Here is an 18,465-nt window from a genome sequence, read left to right on the forward strand (position 1 = left end):
CTGGTTGCGCATACCCCCGGTTGAAATGTGGCAGACAAATCGTTGCATGGCCAGTGGCCAGTCATGTTGCATCGCCGCATGCCGAATCTGGCCCTGCATCGTTCGGCTAGGCCAATCCCTTGGGCGCATCCCGGCGTCGCGCGGAAAATCGCGTCCTGGAAAACAAAAACGCCGCCCAATGGGCGGCGCTTTGGAATTCCAACAGGCAACCAGATTACTTGATCTTGGTTTCCTTGAATTCGACATGCTTCTTGGCAACCGGGTCGTACTTGCGGAACGACAGCTTCTCGGTCTTCGTGCGGCTGTTCTTGCTCGTCACGTAGAAGAAACCGGTGTCGGCGGTCGACAGAAGCTTGATCTTGATGTTTGCAGCCTTGGCCATGATTCTCGTCCGTTTATTGTCTGGAGTTGCACCCGCCTCAGGACGGGAAACAACCCGGACGCGGAAAACTTGGCGGGACACATAAAGAAAGCGCCCGGAAAGTCAAGCCTTTGAGCGTGCGAGGCTCGATTTCGCGGCAACCCGACCCAGTCCGATGGCGATATATCCGCCGAAGAATATCGCTAGCGCCCAGCCGAATCCGTTCGGGCCGAAGATATCCATGAAGATGCCAATCATCTGCGGACCCAGGATCATGCCGAGCCCGTAGCAGAAGATGAAGGCGGCATTTGCCGAGGCGAGATCGCGGCCGGAAAGCTGGGAGCCGAGATGGGCAAGGCCAACCGTGTAGAGGGCCGCAACCACGCCGCCCCATACGAACAGCATTGCGGCCATCAGGTGCCAGCTTGCCGTAAGGAATGGCATCGCCAGCGTCCCGGCCAACCCGACGAGGGCGCAGATGAGCAGCAATACTCGGCGGTCGCGGACGCGGTCGCTCAGCATGCCGATCGGGATCTGCAGCAGGAAATTGCCCAAGCCGATCATCACCAGCAAGAGTGCCGCCTCTGATTCCGAAAAGCCGACTCGTGCGCCATAAACCGGAAACAGCGCAAAGCCACCCGTCTCGACCGCGCCGAAGACCAGCACTGCGGCTGTAGCGGTGGGAACGATCCAGATGTAGCGGAAGAAGCCGCCCTTGCCACCCTCGGCGACGATCTTGGGGCTCTCGCTGCGGGCTAGAAGCACTGGAATCGCGGCGACCATGACCAGTCCGAACGTCAGTCCGAACGGCAGGAAACCGGTACTGCCGATCTGCGAGAACAGCCAGGGGCCGGCAGCGAATCCGAGCGAAAGCACGGTGGCATAGATGCCGAGCACCAGACCGCGCCGGTGCGGAGGGGCACAGGTGCTGATCCAGAACTCCGACAGGATGAACAGCACCGTGAGGGCGAAGTGCAGCGCGGCGCGCAGCGGAAACCACATCCAGAACGAGGGCGCGAAATGGAAACCGACAAAGGCGATGGCGCCGACCAGAATCATGGCGAGCATCGTCCAGACGACGCCGAAGCGCATGGCGATCGGTGTCGCCAGCGGTGCCGCGGCGATCGAAGCGAAGCCGGCGACGGCGGTATTGAGCCCGATCATGGAGGACGAATGGCCGCGCGATTCCAGAATCACGCTGAGCAGGGGAACGCCCAGTCCGATGGCGATGCCGACGACGCTGATCGAAGCAATCGCGGCGGAAATCGACCGCCACTGCACATGCTCGACGGCCTGAGCCTCGTTGGTGGTCTCGGTCATGGAAAGCCTAGAGAAAGTTGCGCCGGAAGCGTCGGTTGATCATGCGATAGAAGGGAACTGGGCAGCCGGGATTGAGCTCCGGGTCGACCTCCAGCCGCTCTCTGAGGTCCCCGAGCACCGATTGGGTGATGGCGGGAATGTCGGCCTTCATGGCGTCCGCCAGCGGCAGCCAGACCAGTTCTTCGAGCTCGTTGGTGGGGCCGCCGCCGGGCAACTCGACCGCCACGTCGCTGCGCCAGGCAGAGAGGAAACGGGTGTCGAATCGGCGCACGCGGCCGGGAGGGGTCACCGCGCGGGCAATGAATCGCAATCGGCCCAGTGCCGGCTCGACGCCATGTTCGGCAAAACCCTGCCAATCGGCCTTGCTGGTCGAAAATGCGCCGCGTCGGCCGATCAGAAGGCCGGCTTCCTCATAGGTTTCGCGAATCGAGGACAGCGCGATTGCCCGGGCGCGCGCGGCGCTGACGCGCCCCACGCCAGAGCGAAGCTTGGCCTCTTCGATGGGGTTCAGTTCTTCAGTGATCTTGATGCGGCTATCGGCCGGATCGGTTCGCCCGCCAGGAAAGACGAACTTGCCGGGCATGAAGGCATGCTTCATGTGCCGCCGGCCCATCAGCACGAGCACCTCGGTGCCCTTGCGGTCGAGCAGTATCAGCGTCGCCGCGTCGCGCGGCCGCATCGGAGCAGCATCGCGCGCCATCTCCTTGGCTTCAATCGTGTCGAGTTGTGCTTTGCTCAGGCCATCCATCGCGGCTCTCCTAACGGAATGTTGGCGTGGAAGGAAGCGCTTGGCCGCAAGATGGCATTGCGCCAGCGCTCGCTCAGGCCTCAGGATGGCCGTCTATAGCGTCGTCTTCGCCGCCGAAGCCGTGCATGTAAAGTGCCCACTGCACGCCGACCACGCCCCCCTTGATGGGACGGAGCATGGCGAGTGCGGAGCCGATGGTCAGCGGAACCCAGATGGCCAGATGCTGCCACATCGACAACGTGCTGTTGGCTTCAATGGCCATGAAGGCACCGACGACGATGTGGCCGACGATGACCATCACCAGATAGGCGGGCAGGTCGTCGGCACGGTGGTGGAACATCTCTTCGTGGCAGGCCTCGCAGCGGTCGACCGTCTTGACGAAGGAGGTAAACAGCTTGCCCTCGCCGCAATTCGGGCATTTGCAGAACAGGCCGCGCTTGATCGCCGGCCAAAGCGGGCGCGTTGCCCGGGTGGCGTGCTGAAGGTCGCCGCCGAAGACCTGTTCTTCCATCGTCATCTCCTGGCGCGCGGTCCACGCCTCGGCTGGGAGGCGCGGGCACGCGATCGTTGCCCCTTCGCCTTGTGGAACGACCGCTTCGAGCCGGGCAGGGGCTTCGGTTCGGTCAGCATCTCGAATCGCATGGCGCCGGCCAGCGGGGCGATCTCCACCAACCGTACTTCCACGCGGTCAGCGAGCTGATAGCCCTTGCCGGTGCGCTCGCCGAAAAGGGAGCGGGCGGCTTCGTCAAAATGGTAATATTCGTCCCCCAAGGACGATATGGGGATGAAACCATCTGCCCCATATTGCGGCAATTGGACAAATAGTCCCGCCTTGGTGACGCCGGAGATGCGGGCGTCGAAGGTCTCATCGACCCGCTCGGCCAGGAAACCGGCGATCAGCCGGTCGACAGTATCGCGCTCAGCGGCCATGGCGCGTCGTTCGGTCTGCGAGATCAGGCCGGCGATCTCGTCCAACCGCGCTTCCTCGGCGGGGGTGAGCCCGCCGGCGCCAAGGCCGAGCGAACCGATCAGCGCACGATGGACGATCAGGTCGGCGTAGCGGCGGATCGGCGACGTGAAGTGCGCGTAGCGGCGCAGATTGAGGCCGAAGTGTCCGATATTGTCGGGGTTGTATTCGGCCTGGCTCTGCGAGCGCAGCACGACCTCATTCACCAACTGCTCGTTGTCTTCGCCACGCACGCGCTCAAGGATGCCGTTGAACTGGCTCGGCCGCATCGCTGCACCACGCGCCAGGGACAGGCCGATGGTCTGCAGGAACTCGCGCAGCGATTCCTGCTTGGCGAGCGACGGTCCGTCATGAATGCGGTAGACTAGCTTCTGCTTCTTGTTCTCCAATGTCTCGGCAGCCGAGACATTGGCCTGGATCATGAACTCCTCGATCAGCTTGTGCGCATCGAGGCGGTCGGGAACGATGACGCTGTCGACAGTGCCGTCGGGCTTGAGCAGGATCTTGCGCTCGGGCAGGTCGAGCTCGAGCGGCTGGCGGCTGTCACGGCCGCGCTTGAGCACCTCATAGGCGGCCCATAGCGGCTTGAGAATCGTCTCCAGGATCGGCCCGGTCTTGTCGTCGGGCATCCCGTCGATTGCCGCCTGTGCCTGCTGATAGGCGAGGCGGGCCGACGAGCGCATCATGATGCGATGGAAGGAGTGCCTGATCTTGCGGCCTTCCACGGAAAAGGTCATGCGCACGGCAAGTGCGGGCCGGTCGACAGCCTCGCGCAGCGAGCACAGATCGTTGGATATGCGCTCGGGCAGCATGGGAACGACGCGGTCGGGGAAATAGACCGAGTTGCCGCGCCTCAGCGCCTCGCGGTCGAGCGCCGATCCGGGGCGGACATAGGCGGCAACGTCGGCGATGGCCACGGTCACCACCACGCCGCCGACGTTCTTCTCGTCGGTGTCCGGCTCGGCATGGACCGCATCGTCATAGTCCTTGGCGTCGCGCGGATCGATGGTGACCAGCGGCAGCTCGCGCCAGTCTTCGCGCTTGCCGTCGAGCGTCGCCGGCTTGACTGCCTCGGATTCGGCGATCACCTCGGCTGGGAAGATGTGCGGGATGTCGTGGGCATGGATGGCGATCATCGAGACCGCCTTCTCATTGGTCAGCGAGCCCAGCACCGAGATCACCTTGGCACGCGGCAGGCCGTAGCGGCTGGCGCGCTCCGGCATCACCTCGACCAGATCGCCGTCCTTGGCGCCGCCCTGGGAATCCTTGTCGACCACCAGTTCCGGCTGCCGCCGTTCGACGGGTTCGATGCGGAAGGTGCCGTCCTTGAGGATGCGGAAGACGCCGAGCGCAGTGTCGCTGCGCTTCTCGAACACCTTCATGATCCGCGCGGTATAGGCGGGCTCGTTCTCGTCGCCGAGATGGTCCTCGATCGGAAAGGTCTTGGCCAACACGCGGTCGCCGACGCCGGGCGTCGGTCCGGTGCCGCCGCGTGGCTGTCTGATCAGGACGATTGGGCCTTCCGGCTGTTCGGATGCGCGGGCGAGCAGGGCGCCCTCCGCATCGCGGCCGAAGATGTCGAGCACGGCGACGTGGGCAAGCGCACCGGCGCGCTTGAGGCGCTTGCGGCTCTTTTCGAGCAGGCCCTCGTCCTGCAGGTCGCGCAAAAGCTCCTTGAGCCAGATGCGGTCCTCATTCTTGAGCGCAAAGGCCTTGGCGATGTCGCGCTTGCCGCTGCGGTCCGGATTCTCCGCGACATAGCGAAGAATTTCGTCGCGCGAGGGGCGATAGACGTCCTTGCCGCGGACCTCGTCGCTTGCGGCGCGTCTGGTGCCGGCGTTTCGTCCGGAGATCTTTCGCGCCAAGGTCGGTCAGTCCTTCTTCTTGGCTTTGCTGGCGGCCGGCTTCTTGGCGGCGCTGCTGGCAGTTTTTTTGGCCGCGGCCGGCTTCTTGGCTGCAGCGCGGGCCGGCTTCTTGGCCCCGCCACCTTTCGCCTCTTTTTCGGCGATCAGTGCAAGCGCATCTTCCATCGTCACCGTAGCGGGATCCTTGCCCTTCGGGAGCGTAGCATTGACCTTGCCGAAATTGACATAGGGGCCGTATTTGCCGTCGCGCACGGTGACGTTCCCGCCGCCGGCGGGGTGCTCGCCCAGCTCCTTGAGAGCCGCGGCGGCAGCACCGCCCCGGCCACCCTTGCCCTTCGACTGCTTTTCGGCAAGCACGGTGACCGCGCGGTTCAGGCCGATCGAGAACACATCCTCGATGCTTTCGAGATTGGCATAGGTGCCGTCGTGCAGCACGAACGGGCCATAGCGGCCGAGACCGGCAGAAATCATCTTGCCGGATTCGGGGTGGGCGCCGACGTCGCGCGGCAGTGCCAGTAGTGCCAGCGCCTTTTCGTGGTCGATGCTCGCCGGCGTCCAGCCCTTGGGCAGGCTGGAGCGCTTGGCTTCCTTGCCTTCGCCACGCTGGAGATAGGGGCCGAAGCGGCCGCTGCGCAGGGTGATCTCTTCGCTGGTGTAGGGATCGGTGCCGAGCACCTTGGTGCCGTCCTCGAGCCCGCCATTCTCGCCATTGCCACCGGGCCCATCGAGCTGGCGGGTAAATCCGCATTCGGGATAGTTCGAGCAGCCGACGAAGGCGCCATACTTGCCGAGCTTGAGCGACAGGTTGCCGGTGCCGCATTTCGGGCAGATGCGCGGGTTCGAGCCGTCCTCGCGTTCGGGGAAGACCAGCGGAGCCAGTTCTTCGTTCAGCGCATCGAGCACGTCGGTGACGCGCAGTTCCTTGATCTCGTCGACAGCGCTGGAAAAGTCCTTCCAGAAGTCACGCAGCACGTCGCGCCAGGCGAGCTTGCCGTCGGAGACCTCGTCCAGCTTTTCTTCCAACGATGCGGTGAAGTCGTACTCCACATAGTTCTCGAAGAAGCTCTCCATGAAGGCGGTGACGAGCCGGCCCTTGGGCTCGGGCACGAGCTTGCGGTTTTCGATCTTCACGTATTCGCGGTCTTCAAGCGTCTTCAGCGTCGCGACATAGGTCGAGGGTCTACCGATGCCGAGTTCTTCCATCTTCTTGATGAAACTCGCCTCGGAGTAGCGGGGCGGCGGTTCGGTGGTGTGATGGGAAGCGTTGACGGTCTCGCGCTTGAGCGCTTCGTCAGCGCGGATCTCGGGCAGGCGACGGTTTTCCTCGTCTTCCGAATCCTCGTCCTTCTGCTCGGTATAGGCTGCGATGAAGCCGTCGAAGCGGGTGACCGAACCGACAGCGCGCAGGCCGGCGGTCTTTGTGCCGTTGCGCGCCTCGATCTCGACGGTCGTGCGCTCGATCTCGGCCGGCTGCATCTGGCTGGCGATCGCGCGTTTCCAGATCATCTCGTAGAGACGGGCCTGGTCGGCATCGAGATACTTACGCATCTCGGTCGGCGTGCGGTTGAAGTCGGTCGGACGGATGGCCTCGTGCGCTTCCTGCGCGTTCTTGGCCTTGGTCGTATATTGGCGCGGCTTTTCGGGCAGGTACCTGGCGCCAAATTCCTTGACGATGGCCTCGCGCGCGGCCTCGATAGCCTCAGGCGCCATCTGCACGCCGTCGGTACGCATATAGGTGATCAGACCGGCGGTCTCGCCACCGATCTCCATACCCTCATAGAGGCGCTGGGCGACCTGCATGGTGCGGCTTGCCGAAAAGCCGAGGCGCGAGGACGCGGCCTGCTGCAGGGTCGACGTAGTGAAGGGCGCGCTCGGATTGCGCTTGGTCGGCTTGGCTTCGACCGACAGCGCCTTGAAGGACGCGCCGTCGAGCATTGCCTTGATCTCGTCGGCCATGGCCTGCGAGGAAATGTCGAGCTTCTGCAGTTTCTTGCCGTCGTAGACGGTGAGCCGGGCCTCGAAATTCTCCGCCCGAGGCGTGCCGAGAATGGCTGCGATCTGCCAGTATTCCTCGCGGACGAAACGTTCGATCTCGGCTTCGCGGTCGCAGACGAAGCGCAGCGCCACCGACTGGACGCGGCCGGCCGAGCGGGCGCCCGGCAGCTTGCGCCACAGCACCGGCGAGAGTGTGAAGCCGACGAGATAATCGAGCGCGCGGCGCGCCAGATAGGCGTCGACCAGCGGCGGGTCGATCTCACGCGGATTGGCGATGGCTTCGAGCACGGCCTGCTTGGTGATCGAGTTGAAGGCAACGCGCTTGATCGTCTTGTCCTTGAGCACGCGCTTCTGCTTCAGCACCTCGAGCACGTGCCAGGCGATGGCTTCACCTTCGCGATCCGGATCGGTTGCGAGGATCAGTCCGTCGGCTTCCTTGACGGCCTTGGCGATGTCGCTGAGCCGCTTCGCCGACGCGGTGTCGACAGCCCAGGACATGGCAAAATCTTCGTCCGGCTTGACCGAGCCGTCTTTGGCCGGCAGATCGCGGACATGGCCGAACGAGGCCAGAACCTTGTAGTTCCGACCCAGATACTTGTTGATGCTTTTCACCTTGTTCGGTGACTCGACGACAACGACGTCCATATGTGGCTGATTTTCCAGTGGGCGCCAGGACACGGCAATGGCGCGTGGCGAACATAATTCAAGTCGCACGTCAAATGGCTGCCCTTTCTCGTCCGGTCAAGGGGAAGGGGGCAAAAACGGGTGCGCTTTGCGGGAATACAACCACAAGATGTGCATCTGGATGCATTGCAATCTAAGGTGTGCGTGATATGTTTATGCAATCGCTGGTTGCGCCAGGCGCTTCGGGCGATGCGCGGCGGCATGTAGCCTTCCGCTTGGGGTATTCGAGGGAAAGTCAAAGCCATGCACCAAACGGCGCCTGCACGCAGGCGAGCCGAAACGCTGGACTATGTGCAGTCGATGCTCGGTCAACTCCGGGTCATGGCAGAAGCAGAACGCTGCATGATGCTCGCCTACCTGATCGAGATGGCTTACATCGAAGCTGGCGACATCATCCGCGGCGAGGCACCTTCAAGCCTCAGGCGCAACCATCGAAACACGTCCGCCTGAGTGGCGCTCGAGGCGGCCGGCAAGATCAAGTTCCAGTAGAATCATGAAGAGCTGCGCCGGGTGCAACTGCGTGTGGCGGATCAATTCGTCGATCTCGACAGGCACCGGGCCCAGTGCCTCTATGACGCGGGCGCGGTCGTCGTCGGCGGGTGGCGGGGTGGCTGAAAAGTCCGGCGGCTCCTCGAGGCGGGTCGGCACAGGCAGCGGGCCGCCGACAAGCGGCGCCAGCGCCTCCATCACGTCGCCGGCTTCCGTCACCAGCGTCGCCCCCTCCTTGAGAAGGCCATTGGTACCTGCGGCGCGGGGGTCGAGGGGAGAGCCGGGCACGGCAAACACCAGGCGACCCATTTCGCCGGCCAGCCGCGCACTGATCAACGAACCCGAACGTTTCGCCGCCTCGACCACCACCAGGCCGAGCGCCAGCCCGGCAACGATACGGTTGCGGCGCGGAAAGTCCTGCGCGCGCGGCTCCCAGCCGAACGGCATTTCCGAAACGATGGCGCCGCGTTCGGCAATCTCGGCGCAGAGGTCAATGTTCTCTGCCGGGTAGGGACGGTCGAGCCCGCCGGCGAGCACGCCCACGGTCCCGGTGTCGAGGCTACCCTGGTGGGCTGCGGTGTCGATGCCACGGGCAAGACCGGAGATGATGGCATAGCCGCTGCGGCCGAGCTCCGCTGCGAGTTGCCGCGCCATCTTGATTCCGGCTAGCGAGGCATTGCGCGCGCCCACGATAGCCACGGGCGGTAGGGTAAAGACTGCGGCATTGCCCTTGAGGGCCAGCAGCGGCGGCGGATGATCCATGCGCTTGAGCAGCGCCGGATAATCCTGTTCGCCGATGGCGACGAAACGCGCACCAGCTTTGCGCGCCACTTCCACCTCCGCTTCGGCTTCAGCGACCGACGGTATTCGGGCAATCCTGTTCGCACCGCCCGCCAGCATGATTTCGGGCAGCATCTCGATTGCCGTTTCGGCAGATCCGAAGCGGTTGATCAGGTCGCGAAAGCTCGCCGGGCCGACATTGGGGGTACGGATCAGGCGTAGCCAGTTCAGCCGCTGCCGGTCGCTCAGTTGCGGGCCGGCGGCGGGGTGGGTCATCCTTTCGACCCGATCCGCGATTCGGTGCCGGATAGCAGCCTGGAAATGTTGGCGCGGTGCCTGATGAAGACGATGAGGCTCATCAGGGCGAGCAGGCCGGCTGCGCTGGGCATGTCCATCATGTAAAGCGCGATCGGCACCACGACGGCGGCGACCAGTGCGGCGAGCGAGGAATAGCGGCTGACAAAGGCAACCAGCAGCCAGGTGACGGCGAATGCCAGTGCGCCGAGATAGGAAAGGCCTAGCAGGACGCCGAGATAGGTGGCGACGCCCTTGCCGCCCTTGAAGCCGAGCCAGATCGGATAGAGGTGGCCGATGAAGGCCCCGAAACCGGCGGCAATCGCCGCGTCCTGGCTCCAACGGCTGGCGACGATGACGGCAACGGTTCCCTTGAGCGCATCGAGCAGCAGGGTTGCTGCCGCAAGCTTCTTGTTGCCGGTGCGCAGGACATTGGTCGCGCCGATGTTGCCTGAGCCGATCTTGCGCACGTCGCCGAGGCCGGCCGCCCGCGTCAAAAGCAGCCCGAAGGGGATCGAGCCCAACAGATATCCGAATACGACGGCCGCAACGAGCACATGCATGGCCGTCGGAAAAATTTCATCCGGCATCAAGATACTTCTTCTCCCCCGTGGCCCGAACGTATCAAGCCGAGAACACTGTGCGTCCAGCGACCATCGTTTTCAAGACCTTGCCTTGCAGCCTGGCGCCTTCGAAACAGGTGTTTTTGGAACGCGAGCGTATGTCCGCCTCGCGCACGATCCACGGCTCGTCGAGGTCGACGAGCGCGAGGTCGGCCAAGGCACCCGGCTTCAGCGTGCCGCCGGCAAGACCGAACAGCTTTGCCGGCGCCGTCGAAAGCGCCTCCACCAAGCGGATCAGCGGCACATCGCCATTGTGGTACAGGCGCAGAGCAACCGCCAGCAGAGTCTCCAGCCCGATTGCGCCGACAGCGGCATCGGCGAAGGGCAGGCGCTTGGTGTCGACGTCCTGCGGGTCGTGCGAGGATACGATCACGTCGATGGTGCCGTCCTTGAGCGCCTCGATCATGGCAAGGCGGTCTTCCTCGGCGCGCAGCGGTGGCGCCAGCCGGAAGAAGGTGCGGTACTCGCCGATGTCGTTCTCGTTGAGCGACAGGTTGTTGATCGACACGCCTGAGGTCACCTTGGCGCCATCGGCTTTGGCTCGCGCGACGGCGCCGGCTGCCATGGCGGTGGAGATCTTCGCGGCGTGGTAGTTGCCGCGCGTCAGGCGCGCGAGCGCAAGATCGCGTTCGAGCGGGATCATCTCGGCCTCGCGCGGAATGCCCGAAAGCCCGAGCCAACTGGCATAGAGGCCTTCGTTCATCACACCTGACGAGGCAAGGTCGGCATCCTGCGTCTCATGGACGATCACCGCGCCGAAATCGCGCGCATAGGTCAGCGCCCGGCGCATCATCAGCGAGTTGGCAATGGTATGGCGGCCGTCGGTAAAGGCGACGGCACCGGCCTCGCGCAGCAGGCCGAATTCCGTCATTTCCTTGCCTTCGAGGCCCTTGGTGATGGCCGCCGCCGGAAGGACGTTGACGGATGCGGTGTCTTTCGCCGTCCTGAGTACGAATTCGACCAGCGCGACGTTGTCGATCACCGGGTCGGTGTCGGGCATCATCACGATCGAGGTGACGCCGCCGGCTGCCGCAGCAATGCTGGCCGAGGCAATCGTCTCGCGATGCTCGCCTCCCGGTTCGCCGATGAACACGCGGCTGTCGACCAGTCCGGGGATGATTGCCTTGCCGGCACAGTCGATCACCTTGGCGCCGCCGGGGACGCCCTGGTTGAGCGCGTCGGCGCCTGCAGCGACGATCTTGGTGCCATCGACGATGACGGTGCCGGTCTCGTCCATGCCCCGGGAGGGGTCGACGATGCGGGCGCGCTGGAAAACCGTGATGCTCATGCGTTCTCACCGTCGCGGTTGCGGCGCGGGTCGAGCAGCGCTTCCATCACCGCCATGCGCACGGCAACGCCCATCTCCACCTGTTCCTGGATGACGCTCTGCGGTCCGTCGGCGATTTCCGAGGCGATCTCGACGCCGCGGTTCATCGGCCCCGGATGCATCACCAAGGCGTCTTCCTTGGCCGCCTTCAGCTTCTCGGCGTCGAGGCCCCAGTAGCGGAAATATTCACGCACCGAAGGCACGAAGGCGCCGGCCATGCGTTCGCGCTGCAGGCGCAGCATCATCACGACGTCGGCACCTTTCAGGCCTTCGGCCATCGATTGCGTCACCTCCACGCCCATCTGGGCGATGCCGGAAGGCAGCAGCGTCGAGGGCGCCACGACGCGAACGCGCGCGCCCAGTGCATTGAGCAGCAATATGTTGGAGCGCGCCACGCGCGAATGCAGGATGTCGCCGCAGATCGCCACCGTCAGGCGCGAGATGTTGCCCTTGGCGCGGCGGATGGTCAGAGCATCGAGCAACGCCTGGGTAGGATGCTCATGCGCGCCGTCGCCGGCATTGACCACCGAGCAGCCGACCTTTTGGGCAAGCAGGGCGGCGGCACCCGCCGACTGGTGGCGGATGATGAGGATGTCAGGCCGCATCGCATTCAGCGTCATCGCCGTGTCGATCAGCGTCTCGCCCTTTTTCACCGAAGAGCTCGCAACCGACATGTTCATGACGTCGGCGCCGAGGCGTTTGCCGGCGAGTTCGAAGGACGACTGCGTGCGCGTCGAGGCTTCGTAGAACAAATTGATCTGGGTACGCCCACGTAGCGTCGTGGTCTTCTTCTCCGATTGGCGCGAGATCGACACGGCCGCGTCGGCGCGGTCGAGCAATATCTCTATGTCCAATGGGGAAAGGTTGCTGATGCCAAGAAGATGGCTGTGCGGGTAGAGCGGCAGGGGCTGGGTGTCGGTCATCTCAAGTCGCTGCTATAGGCCGTGCTCAAATGAGCCGCAAGCCGGCATTTTGCGGACGAAAGTTCTCCCCTGCGATTTTCATCGCATATTGGGTGCATCATAAGCTATCCATAAGCTTTTCGGCTATAAAGCGGGCCATGGTGGCGGAATCGTGCCCGCCACCCCACCGATGAAGGACAAGGCGTGACGCAGGACGTGCCGAACCAGACACCTCCGCTGACGGGCTCCAATGCCTGGCGCGGCGACCCGTTGCTGATTCAGATCGCGGAGGGCTTTTCCGAACCGGTCCGCCGAGATCTCGACGGGCTGGGGCGCTTTGTGCTGACCCAGGAAGCGCAGGACCTAGCGCGCCTTGCCAACAGCGAGGTGCCGAAGCTCAGGACATTTGATCGCCAGGGCCGCCGCATCGATCAGGTCGAGTTCCATCCGGCCTACCACGCGCTCATGCGCCGATCCATTACGGGCGGTCTCCACTCGTCCGTGTGGGAGAATGGCGGTTCCGAGGCTGGTCGCAGGCATCAGATTCGCGCAGCGCGTTTCTATCTGACCGCCCAGCTCGAGTGCGGTCACCTTTGCCCGATCACCATGACCAGCGCCTCGCTTGCCGCGCTGATGGCGAGCCCGAAGCTGTTCCGGGAATGGGCGCCGCGCGTCACCACGCGCAAATACGACCAGGCGCAGAAGCCGCCGGTCGAAAAGGCAGGGCTTACGCTCGGCATGGGCATGACCGAGAAGCAGGGCGGCACCGACGTGCGCGCCAACACCACGCGGGCCGAACGCGCCGGTGGCAGTTTCTACCGGCTCTCCGGCCACAAGTGGTTCATGTCGGCGCCGATGTCTGATGCGTTCCTGATGCTCGCTCAGGCACCGGAGGGCCTTTCCTGCTTTCTGGTTCCGCGCGTCCTCAGCGACGGCTCTTCGAACGGCCTGCAATTCCAGCGGCTCAAGGACAAGCTCGGCAACAGGTCCAACGCGTCCGCCGAGGTTGAGGTCGCGGGCGCCATCGGCGATCTGGTCGGCGAACCCGGCGGCGGCGTGAAGACGATCATGGACATGGTCACGCTGACCAGGCTCGATTGCGCTGTCGCCTCGTCGGCGATCATGCGGGCAGGGCTGGCGGAGGCTGTCCATCACACCCGCCACCGTCAGGTCTTCGGCGCCAATCTGGTCGACCAGCCCCTGATGCAGCGCGTGCTTGCCGACATGGCGCTCGACGTCGCCGGAGCCACCGCACTGGCCTTCCGCCTGGCGCGCTCCTTCGATGAAGCCGCATCGGATCGCGGCGAGGCTGCCTTTGCGCGCGCCATGACGCCGGTGGTGAAATATTGGGTCTGCAAGATTGCCCCTGCGCTTCTTTACGAGGCGATGGAGTGCCTGGGCGGCAATGGCTATGTCGAGGAAGCGCCGCTTGCGCGCTACTATCGCGAGGCCCCGGTCAACGCGATCTGGGAGGGCTCGGGCAACGTCATGGCGCTTGATGTCCTCAGGGTTCTGGGACGTGCGCCGGGCCTGTTCGACGATGTGCTTGCCGGTATCGAGCGCGATCTGGGGGCAGGCGGGCGCAGCATTCTTGGCGTTCTCCGGGCGGCGATGCAGGTGGCGAGTTCCGACGAGGGCTCGGCGCGCATCCTCACCGAGCAGTTGGCGATCTCCGCTGCAGCCGCAGAACTGCGCCGCATGGGGGCAGGGCGCATCGCCGACGCCTTCATCGAGACGCGCCTGGCCGGCCAATGGCGCGGCACCTACGGCATGCTCGACGCCCGCCACGATTCGCGGCTGATCATCGATACGCTCTACCCGCAGGTTGGCTGAGAAGGCTGCTACCGACCGGGCCGTGGCGGTCAGGATGGTATTGCAACTGCCTGTTGTGCGTTAACCTTAATAAATGGTTTACGTTGCACTAAGGGCCAGCAAGGGCCACTGTCTTCCGACAAGGAAGCGGGACGCCCGATGACCATCTCTTTGACCCCAGACGTCGAAAGCGCGGAGGAAGCATCCTGATGCGCTACATATTCGGTATATGGGCTGCGCCACTGGTGCTTTTCTGGGGCTGGTATTTCCTGTCGATCAACGACATCAATTTCGGCTACCTGATGATGAGCCGCGCATTCAATCTGGCGCTCTTCGACCTCTATGGTGAAATGATCGGCGTCGATCCCGCAACGATTCCGTGGATGATGGGCAAGGCCTTTTTCCTCGATACGATGATCATTCTGGCGATCTGGGCGTTCCGTCGCCGCCAGTTGATCGCCGAAAGGGTGAAGTTGTTGCGCCAGCGCTATCTCGCGGCCGAATCTGCTCCCAATGCGTGAAGCCGGTCGAGCACGCCCTGCAGGATGAAGGCGGCGGCCGCCGAATCGATCCTGCCGTCGCGCTTCTTGCGTGACACGTCCATTTCCAGCAACGCGCGCTCGGCAGCCACGGTCGACAGCCGTTCATCCCAGAAGGCGAATGGCAGGTCGGTCAGGTTGGCGATGTTGCGCACGAAGGCGCGCGATTTTTGCGCGCGCGGGCCTTCGGAGCCGTCCATGTTGACCGGCAGGCCTATGACGATCGCTGCCGTGTTCTCCTTGGCCAGCATGGCGAGGAGCGCTGTGACGTCGAGCGTGAATTTCTTCCTCATGATGACCGGGCGCGGATGGGCGAAGGAGAGTCCGCGATCGGACACCGCCACACCGATGGTCTTGTCGCCAAGGTCGAGCCCGGCAAGCGTCTTGCCGCCTGCAAGCAGCGCGGGAAGCTCTTCGATGGTGATGATGGCCAAGCGGCTTTCCTTTCAACCGGTTCACCGGGCGCGCTCAAAGAACGCGCCGCCAGTATGCTTTAGACCCTTTGACAGAGGCTCGGCGCGTTCTATCCTTTAGGAAACGAAATTGCGAGGAGTGCCGGAACGATGAAACTGACTTGGTACGGACATTCGGCGTTCCGCATCGAAGTGGCGGGCGCCAATATCCTGATCGACCCGTTCCTCACCGGAAATCCGTCCTGGGGCAAATCCTGGGATCAGGCGGCCGACGGCGTGACCCATGTGCTTTTGACCCACGGTCATGACGATCATATCGGCGATGCCGCCGAAATCGTGAAGAAGACGGGCGCCATGCTGGTCGCCAATTTCGAGATCTGCATGTATCTCGTCGGCAAGGGCGTCAGCGACAAGGTCATCAATCCCGGCAATGTAGGCGGCACGGTCGATTGCGGTGGGTTTACCACTACCTTTGTTGCCGCACAGCATTCGTCGTCGGCGAGCGGGCCGGGAGGGACAAACACCTATCTCGGCAATCCCGGTGGGCTGATCCTGCATTTCCCGGGAGAGCGCACGCTCTACCATATGGGCGACACCGACATTTTCTCCGACATGGCACTGATCAACGAGCTGCATCAGCCAGAGATTGGCATCGTGCCGATCGGTGACCGCTTCACCATGGGCGGGGCGGTGGCGGCTCTGGCGTGCCGGCGGTTCTTCAAGTTCGAGACGGTGGTGCCATGCCACTACGCCAGCTTCCCGATCATCGACCAGACGCCGGATAAGTTCGTCGACGGGCTGGAAGGTTCGGGCATCGAGGTGGTGTTGCCGAAGGTGGGCGTGGCTACTGATATTTGAATTTTTCCGGCGGTGCGCGGGTGCAGGGGGAATGAAGATGAAGAACTGGCGATTTGGGACTGTGTCTCTTGGGCTTCTCCTGCTCGGCGCTCCCGCGGCCGCCCAGGCCGAGGACTTCATCAAGGGCGTCTATCTCCAATCCGAAGAGCTCTGTGCCCAGGCAAAGAAGGAAACGCTGCAGAGCCTGATCGATGCAGGCTCGCTGATTCTGTCGGCGCGGGGCATTGAAAGTGTCGAGTACAGCTGCGAGTTCCTGAACGTCACCCGCGCCAAGCGGTCTCCGGCCTGGGCCGTGACCGCGCTTTGCCAGGAGCCGGGCCACATGTTCCCTGATACGCTGTCCATCCTCGAACTGAACCCGACCCAGTTGGAGGTCGGCTCGGTCCGCACCATCGACGACGAGGGCGGCGAGACGGACAATTCGGGCACCTACTATCTGTGTGCCGGCATCACCATGCCCTGAGGCATGATCAACCATGTTGCGCGTCGGGCGTCGCGCCGTTATAGCCCGACCTGACCATTTTCCCGGCCTTCCGGAGTTTTTCGATGTCCGTTGATCTCAAGACAGTCAAGCGCGTCGCGCATCTCGCCCGCATTGCGGTAAGCGAAGACGACGCCCAGCGCATGACCGGCGAATTGAACACAATCCTGGGCTTTGTAGAGCAGCTCAATGAGGTCGATGTGTCGGGCGTCGAGCCGATGACCTCGGTTACGCCGATGGAGATGAAGAAGCGCGCCGATGTCGTCACGGACGGCAACAAGGCCGCCGATATCGTCGCCAATGCACCGGCCACCGACGAGAACTTCTTCCTCGTGCCGAAAGTCGTGGAATAGGCGTTGGCCGGCCACGTTTTTTACCACAAGCAGCGTTCGGCTGCGTGACCCGAAGTGATTTCGCCATGACCGATCTGACCAGACTGACGATTGCCGAAGCGCGCGAGAAGCTGCGCGGCAAGGAGATTACGGCCACCGAGCTGACCGACGCCTATGTCTCGGCGATCGAGCAGGCCAATCCGACGTTTAACGCCTATGTCGCCACCACGCCCGACAAGGCGCGCGAGATGGCCAAGGCCTCCGATGCCAAGCTCGTGAAGGGCGAAGGCGGTGCGCTCGAAGGCATTCCGCTCGGTATCAAGGACCTGTTTGCAACCGAGGGCGTGCATACCCAGGCGTGCAGCCATGTGCTCGACGGCTTCGAGCCGCGCTACGAATCGACGGTGACGGCCAATCTCTGGGCCGATGGCGCCGTCATGCTCGGCAAGCTCAACATGGACGAGTTCGCCATGGGCTCGTCCAACGAGACCTCCTATTACGGCCCGGTGATCAACCCGTGGCGGCGCTCGCGCCCCGGCGGCGGCCTCGACAATGCGCAGCTGGTGCCCGGCGGTTCGTCCGGCGGCTCGGCAGCGGCGGTTTCTGCATTCCTGTGCGCTGGCGCCACCGCAACCGATACCGGCGGCTCGATCCGTCAGCCCGCTGCCTTCACCGGCACCGTCGGCATCAAGCCGACCTATGGCCGTGTCTCGCGCTGGGGCACGGTCGCCTTCGCCTCGTCGCTCGACCAGGCCGGCCCGATCGCACGCGACGTGCGCGATGCGGCTATCCTGCTCAAGTCGATGGCTTCGGTCGACGCCAAGGACACGACATCAGTCGACCTGCCGGTGCCCGACTACGAGGCGGCAATCGGCAAGTCGCTCAAGGGCATGAAGATCGGCATTCCCAAGGAGTACCGAGTCGAGGGCATGCCCGAGGATATCGAGGCGCTCTGGCAGAAGGGCATCGCCTACCTGCGGGACGCCGGCGCCGAGATCGTCGATATCTCGCTGCCGCATACCAAATATGCACTGCCGGCCTACTACATCGTGGCCCCAGCCGAGGCCTCTTCGAATCTCGCCCGCTACGACGGCGTCCGCTACGGCCTGCGCGTGCCGGGCAAGGACATCGTCGAGATGTACGAGAACACCCGCGCCGCCGGCTTCGGCCGCGAGGTCAAGCGCCGCATCATGATCGGCACCTATGTGCTGTCGGCCGGCTACTACGATGCCTACTATCTCCAGGCACAGAAGGTCCGCACGCTGATCAAGCGCGACTTCGAGCTGGCCTTCGCTGCTGGCGTTGACGTGATCCTGACGCCGGCAACGCCGTCGGCTGCTTTCGGCATTGCTGATCAGGACATGGCCTCAGATCCGGTGAAAATGTATCTCAACGACATCTTCACGGTGACGGTGAACATGGCCGGGCTGCCAGGCATCGCGGTGCCGGCCGGTCTCGACGGTCATGGCCTGCCGCTCGGCCTGCAGCTCATCGGCCGGCCGTTCGACGAGGAAACGCTGTTCCAGACCGCTCATGTCATCGAGCAGGCGGCAGGACGCTTCCAGCCGGAGAAGTGGTGGTAGGCCTTTGCGCTACGGCTGTCCGTGAAATGGTAGCCAGTCAGATGGCTGCTGCAATTTTGGGTTGATATATTGCATCGCCTGCAACTTTGAAT

18 protein-coding genes are annotated in these 18,465 nt (G+C 63.7%); 7 read left to right on the forward strand and 11 right to left on the reverse strand.

The features are described from left to right. Positions 1-214 precede the first annotated feature (214 nt). The 6 genes from rpmG to topA form a co-directional block, all read right to left on the reverse strand. Positions 215-382, reverse strand: a complete 168-nt coding sequence (gene rpmG, locus ABSY17_RS12310) for a 50S ribosomal protein L33 (protein ID WP_019173400.1) — start codon at positions 380-382, stop codon at positions 215-217. Positions 383-484: 102 nt separating this feature from the next. Further along, entirely contained in the window at positions 485-1,681 is a 1,197-nt protein-coding gene (locus tag ABSY17_RS12315) for an MFS transporter (protein WP_378950814.1), read from the reverse strand. A 7-nt stretch (positions 1,682-1,688) separates the two neighbouring features. Continuing rightward, complete coding sequence (locus ABSY17_RS12320) at positions 1,689-2,429, reverse strand: NUDIX hydrolase (RefSeq protein WP_378950817.1); 741 nt, start codon at positions 2,427-2,429, stop codon at positions 1,689-1,691. A gap of 73 nt (positions 2,430-2,502) precedes the next feature. Further along, positions 2,503-2,940, reverse strand: a complete 438-nt coding sequence (locus ABSY17_RS12325) for a DUF983 domain-containing protein (protein WP_378950820.1) — start codon at positions 2,938-2,940, stop codon at positions 2,503-2,505. Positions 2,941-2,942: 2 nt separating this feature from the next. Then, entirely contained in the window at positions 2,943-5,261 is a 2,319-nt protein-coding gene (gene rnr / locus ABSY17_RS12330; protein WP_378950823.1) for a ribonuclease R, read from the reverse strand. 6 nt (positions 5,262-5,267) lie between these two features. Then, positions 5,268-7,901: a type I DNA topoisomerase gene (gene topA / locus ABSY17_RS12335; RefSeq protein ID WP_378950826.1), complete on the reverse strand. Its 2,634-nt coding sequence runs from the start codon at positions 7,899-7,901 to the stop codon at positions 5,268-5,270. Positions 7,902-8,183: 282 nt separating this feature from the next. Between topA and ABSY17_RS12340 the strand changes: the two genes are divergently transcribed. After that, positions 8,184-8,390, forward strand: coding sequence for a hypothetical protein (locus tag ABSY17_RS12340; RefSeq protein ID WP_378950829.1), 207 nt, complete (start codon positions 8,184-8,186; stop codon positions 8,388-8,390). Here the strand turns inward: ABSY17_RS12340 and dprA are convergent. The 4 genes from dprA to ABSY17_RS12360 are packed head-to-tail and all read right to left on the reverse strand — an operon-like array spanning position 8,352 to position 12,376. Then, positions 8,352-9,485: a DNA-processing protein DprA gene (dprA, locus tag ABSY17_RS12345; protein WP_378950832.1), complete on the reverse strand. Its 1,134-nt coding sequence runs from the start codon at positions 9,483-9,485 to the stop codon at positions 8,352-8,354. The genes ABSY17_RS12340 and dprA overlap by 39 nt on opposite strands. Continuing rightward, positions 9,482-10,093, reverse strand: coding sequence for a glycerol-3-phosphate 1-O-acyltransferase PlsY (gene plsY, locus ABSY17_RS12350; RefSeq protein WP_378950835.1), 612 nt, complete (start codon positions 10,091-10,093; stop codon positions 9,482-9,484). Before plsY ends, dprA begins: the two co-directional genes overlap by 4 nt. A 34-nt stretch (positions 10,094-10,127) precedes the next feature. Then, positions 10,128-11,414 carry a dihydroorotase gene (locus tag ABSY17_RS12355; RefSeq protein WP_378950838.1) on the reverse strand — a complete coding sequence of 429 codons (1,287 nt, stop codon included), beginning with the start codon at positions 11,412-11,414 and terminating at the stop codon, positions 10,128-10,130. Continuing rightward, on the reverse strand, positions 11,411-12,376 hold the full coding sequence (locus ABSY17_RS12360) for an aspartate carbamoyltransferase catalytic subunit (RefSeq protein WP_378950841.1): 966 nt from the start codon (positions 12,374-12,376) through the stop codon (positions 11,411-11,413). The genes ABSY17_RS12355 and ABSY17_RS12360 overlap by 4 nt, the downstream gene beginning before the upstream one ends. 183 nt (positions 12,377-12,559) lie before the next feature. Here ABSY17_RS12360 and ABSY17_RS12365 point away from each other — a divergent pair, with 183 nt between their 5' ends. Continuing rightward, a complete protein-coding gene (locus tag ABSY17_RS12365) occupies positions 12,560-14,188 on the forward strand; it encodes an acyl-CoA dehydrogenase family protein (RefSeq protein WP_378950844.1) in 1,629 nt (542 codons plus the stop codon). Between the two features lie 188 nt (positions 14,189-14,376). Continuing rightward, complete coding sequence (locus tag ABSY17_RS12370) at positions 14,377-14,688, forward strand: DUF6105 family protein (protein ID WP_378950847.1); 312 nt, start codon at positions 14,377-14,379, stop codon at positions 14,686-14,688. Here the strand turns inward: ABSY17_RS12370 and ruvX are convergent. Then, positions 14,655-15,140 (reverse strand): Holliday junction resolvase RuvX, encoded by a 486-nt coding sequence (gene ruvX / locus ABSY17_RS12375; protein ID WP_378950850.1) that lies wholly within the window; start codon positions 15,138-15,140, stop codon positions 14,655-14,657. The two genes, ABSY17_RS12370 and ruvX, sit on opposite strands and share 34 nt — an antisense overlap. A 129-nt stretch (positions 15,141-15,269) precedes the next feature. Here ruvX and ABSY17_RS12380 point away from each other — a divergent pair, with 129 nt between their 5' ends. The 4 genes from ABSY17_RS12380 (at position 15,270) to gatA (ending at position 18,373) form a co-directional block, all read left to right on the forward strand. After that, the gene (locus ABSY17_RS12380; RefSeq protein WP_378950853.1) at positions 15,270-15,977 is read left to right on the forward strand and encodes a metal-dependent hydrolase; all 708 of its coding nucleotides are present in this window, start codon (positions 15,270-15,272) and stop codon (positions 15,975-15,977) included. A gap of 31 nt (positions 15,978-16,008) precedes the next feature. Continuing rightward, positions 16,009-16,440: a hypothetical protein gene (locus ABSY17_RS12385; protein ID WP_378950856.1), complete on the forward strand. Its 432-nt coding sequence runs from the start codon at positions 16,009-16,011 to the stop codon at positions 16,438-16,440. 83 nt (positions 16,441-16,523) lie between these two features. After that, positions 16,524-16,811, forward strand: a complete 288-nt coding sequence (gene gatC, locus ABSY17_RS12390; protein WP_378950859.1) for an Asp-tRNA(Asn)/Glu-tRNA(Gln) amidotransferase subunit GatC — start codon at positions 16,524-16,526, stop codon at positions 16,809-16,811. Between the two features lie 65 nt (positions 16,812-16,876). Then, positions 16,877-18,373: an Asp-tRNA(Asn)/Glu-tRNA(Gln) amidotransferase subunit GatA gene (gene gatA, locus ABSY17_RS12395; RefSeq protein ID WP_378950862.1), complete on the forward strand. Its 1,497-nt coding sequence runs from the start codon at positions 16,877-16,879 to the stop codon at positions 18,371-18,373. Positions 18,374-18,465 lie beyond the last annotated feature (92 nt).

Source organism: Mesorhizobium sp. ANAO-SY3R2 (genome assembly GCF_042466635.1).
Lineage (GTDB): Bacteria > Pseudomonadota > Alphaproteobacteria > Rhizobiales > Rhizobiaceae > Aminobacter.

Coding starts and splice junctions, on each gene's coding strand:
- rpmG (WP_019173400.1), bottom strand. CDS start 382: ATGGCCAAGGCTGCAAACATCAAGATCAAGCTTCTGTCGACCGCCGAC.
- ABSY17_RS12315 (WP_378950814.1), bottom strand. CDS start 1,681: ATGACCGAGACCACCAACGAGGCTCAGGCCGTCGAGCATGTGCAGTGG.
- ABSY17_RS12320 (WP_378950817.1), bottom strand. CDS start 2,429: ATGGATGGCCTGAGCAAAGCACAACTCGACACGATTGAAGCCAAGGAG.
- ABSY17_RS12325 (WP_378950820.1), bottom strand. CDS start 2,940: ATGGAAGAACAGGTCTTCGGCGGCGACCTTCAGCACGCCACCCGGGCA.
- topA (WP_378950826.1), bottom strand. CDS start 7,901: ATGGACGTCGTTGTCGTCGAGTCACCGAACAAGGTGAAAAGCATCAAC.
- ABSY17_RS12340 (WP_378950829.1), top strand. CDS start 8,184: ATGCACCAAACGGCGCCTGCACGCAGGCGAGCCGAAACGCTGGACTAT.
- dprA (WP_378950832.1), bottom strand. CDS start 9,485: ATGACCCACCCCGCCGCCGGCCCGCAACTGAGCGACCGGCAGCGGCTG.
- plsY (WP_378950835.1), bottom strand. CDS start 10,093: ATGCCGGATGAAATTTTTCCGACGGCCATGCATGTGCTCGTTGCGGCC.
- ABSY17_RS12355 (WP_378950838.1), bottom strand. CDS start 11,414: ATGAGCATCACGGTTTTCCAGCGCGCCCGCATCGTCGACCCCTCCCGG.
- ABSY17_RS12360 (WP_378950841.1), bottom strand. CDS start 12,376: ATGACCGACACCCAGCCCCTGCCGCTCTACCCGCACAGCCATCTTCTT.
- ABSY17_RS12370 (WP_378950847.1), top strand. CDS start 14,377: ATGCGCTACATATTCGGTATATGGGCTGCGCCACTGGTGCTTTTCTGG.
- ABSY17_RS12380 (WP_378950853.1), top strand. CDS start 15,270: ATGAAACTGACTTGGTACGGACATTCGGCGTTCCGCATCGAAGTGGCG.
- ABSY17_RS12385 (WP_378950856.1), top strand. CDS start 16,009: ATGAAGATGAAGAACTGGCGATTTGGGACTGTGTCTCTTGGGCTTCTC.
- gatC (WP_378950859.1), top strand. CDS start 16,524: ATGTCCGTTGATCTCAAGACAGTCAAGCGCGTCGCGCATCTCGCCCGC.
- gatA (WP_378950862.1), top strand. CDS start 16,877: ATGACCGATCTGACCAGACTGACGATTGCCGAAGCGCGCGAGAAGCTG.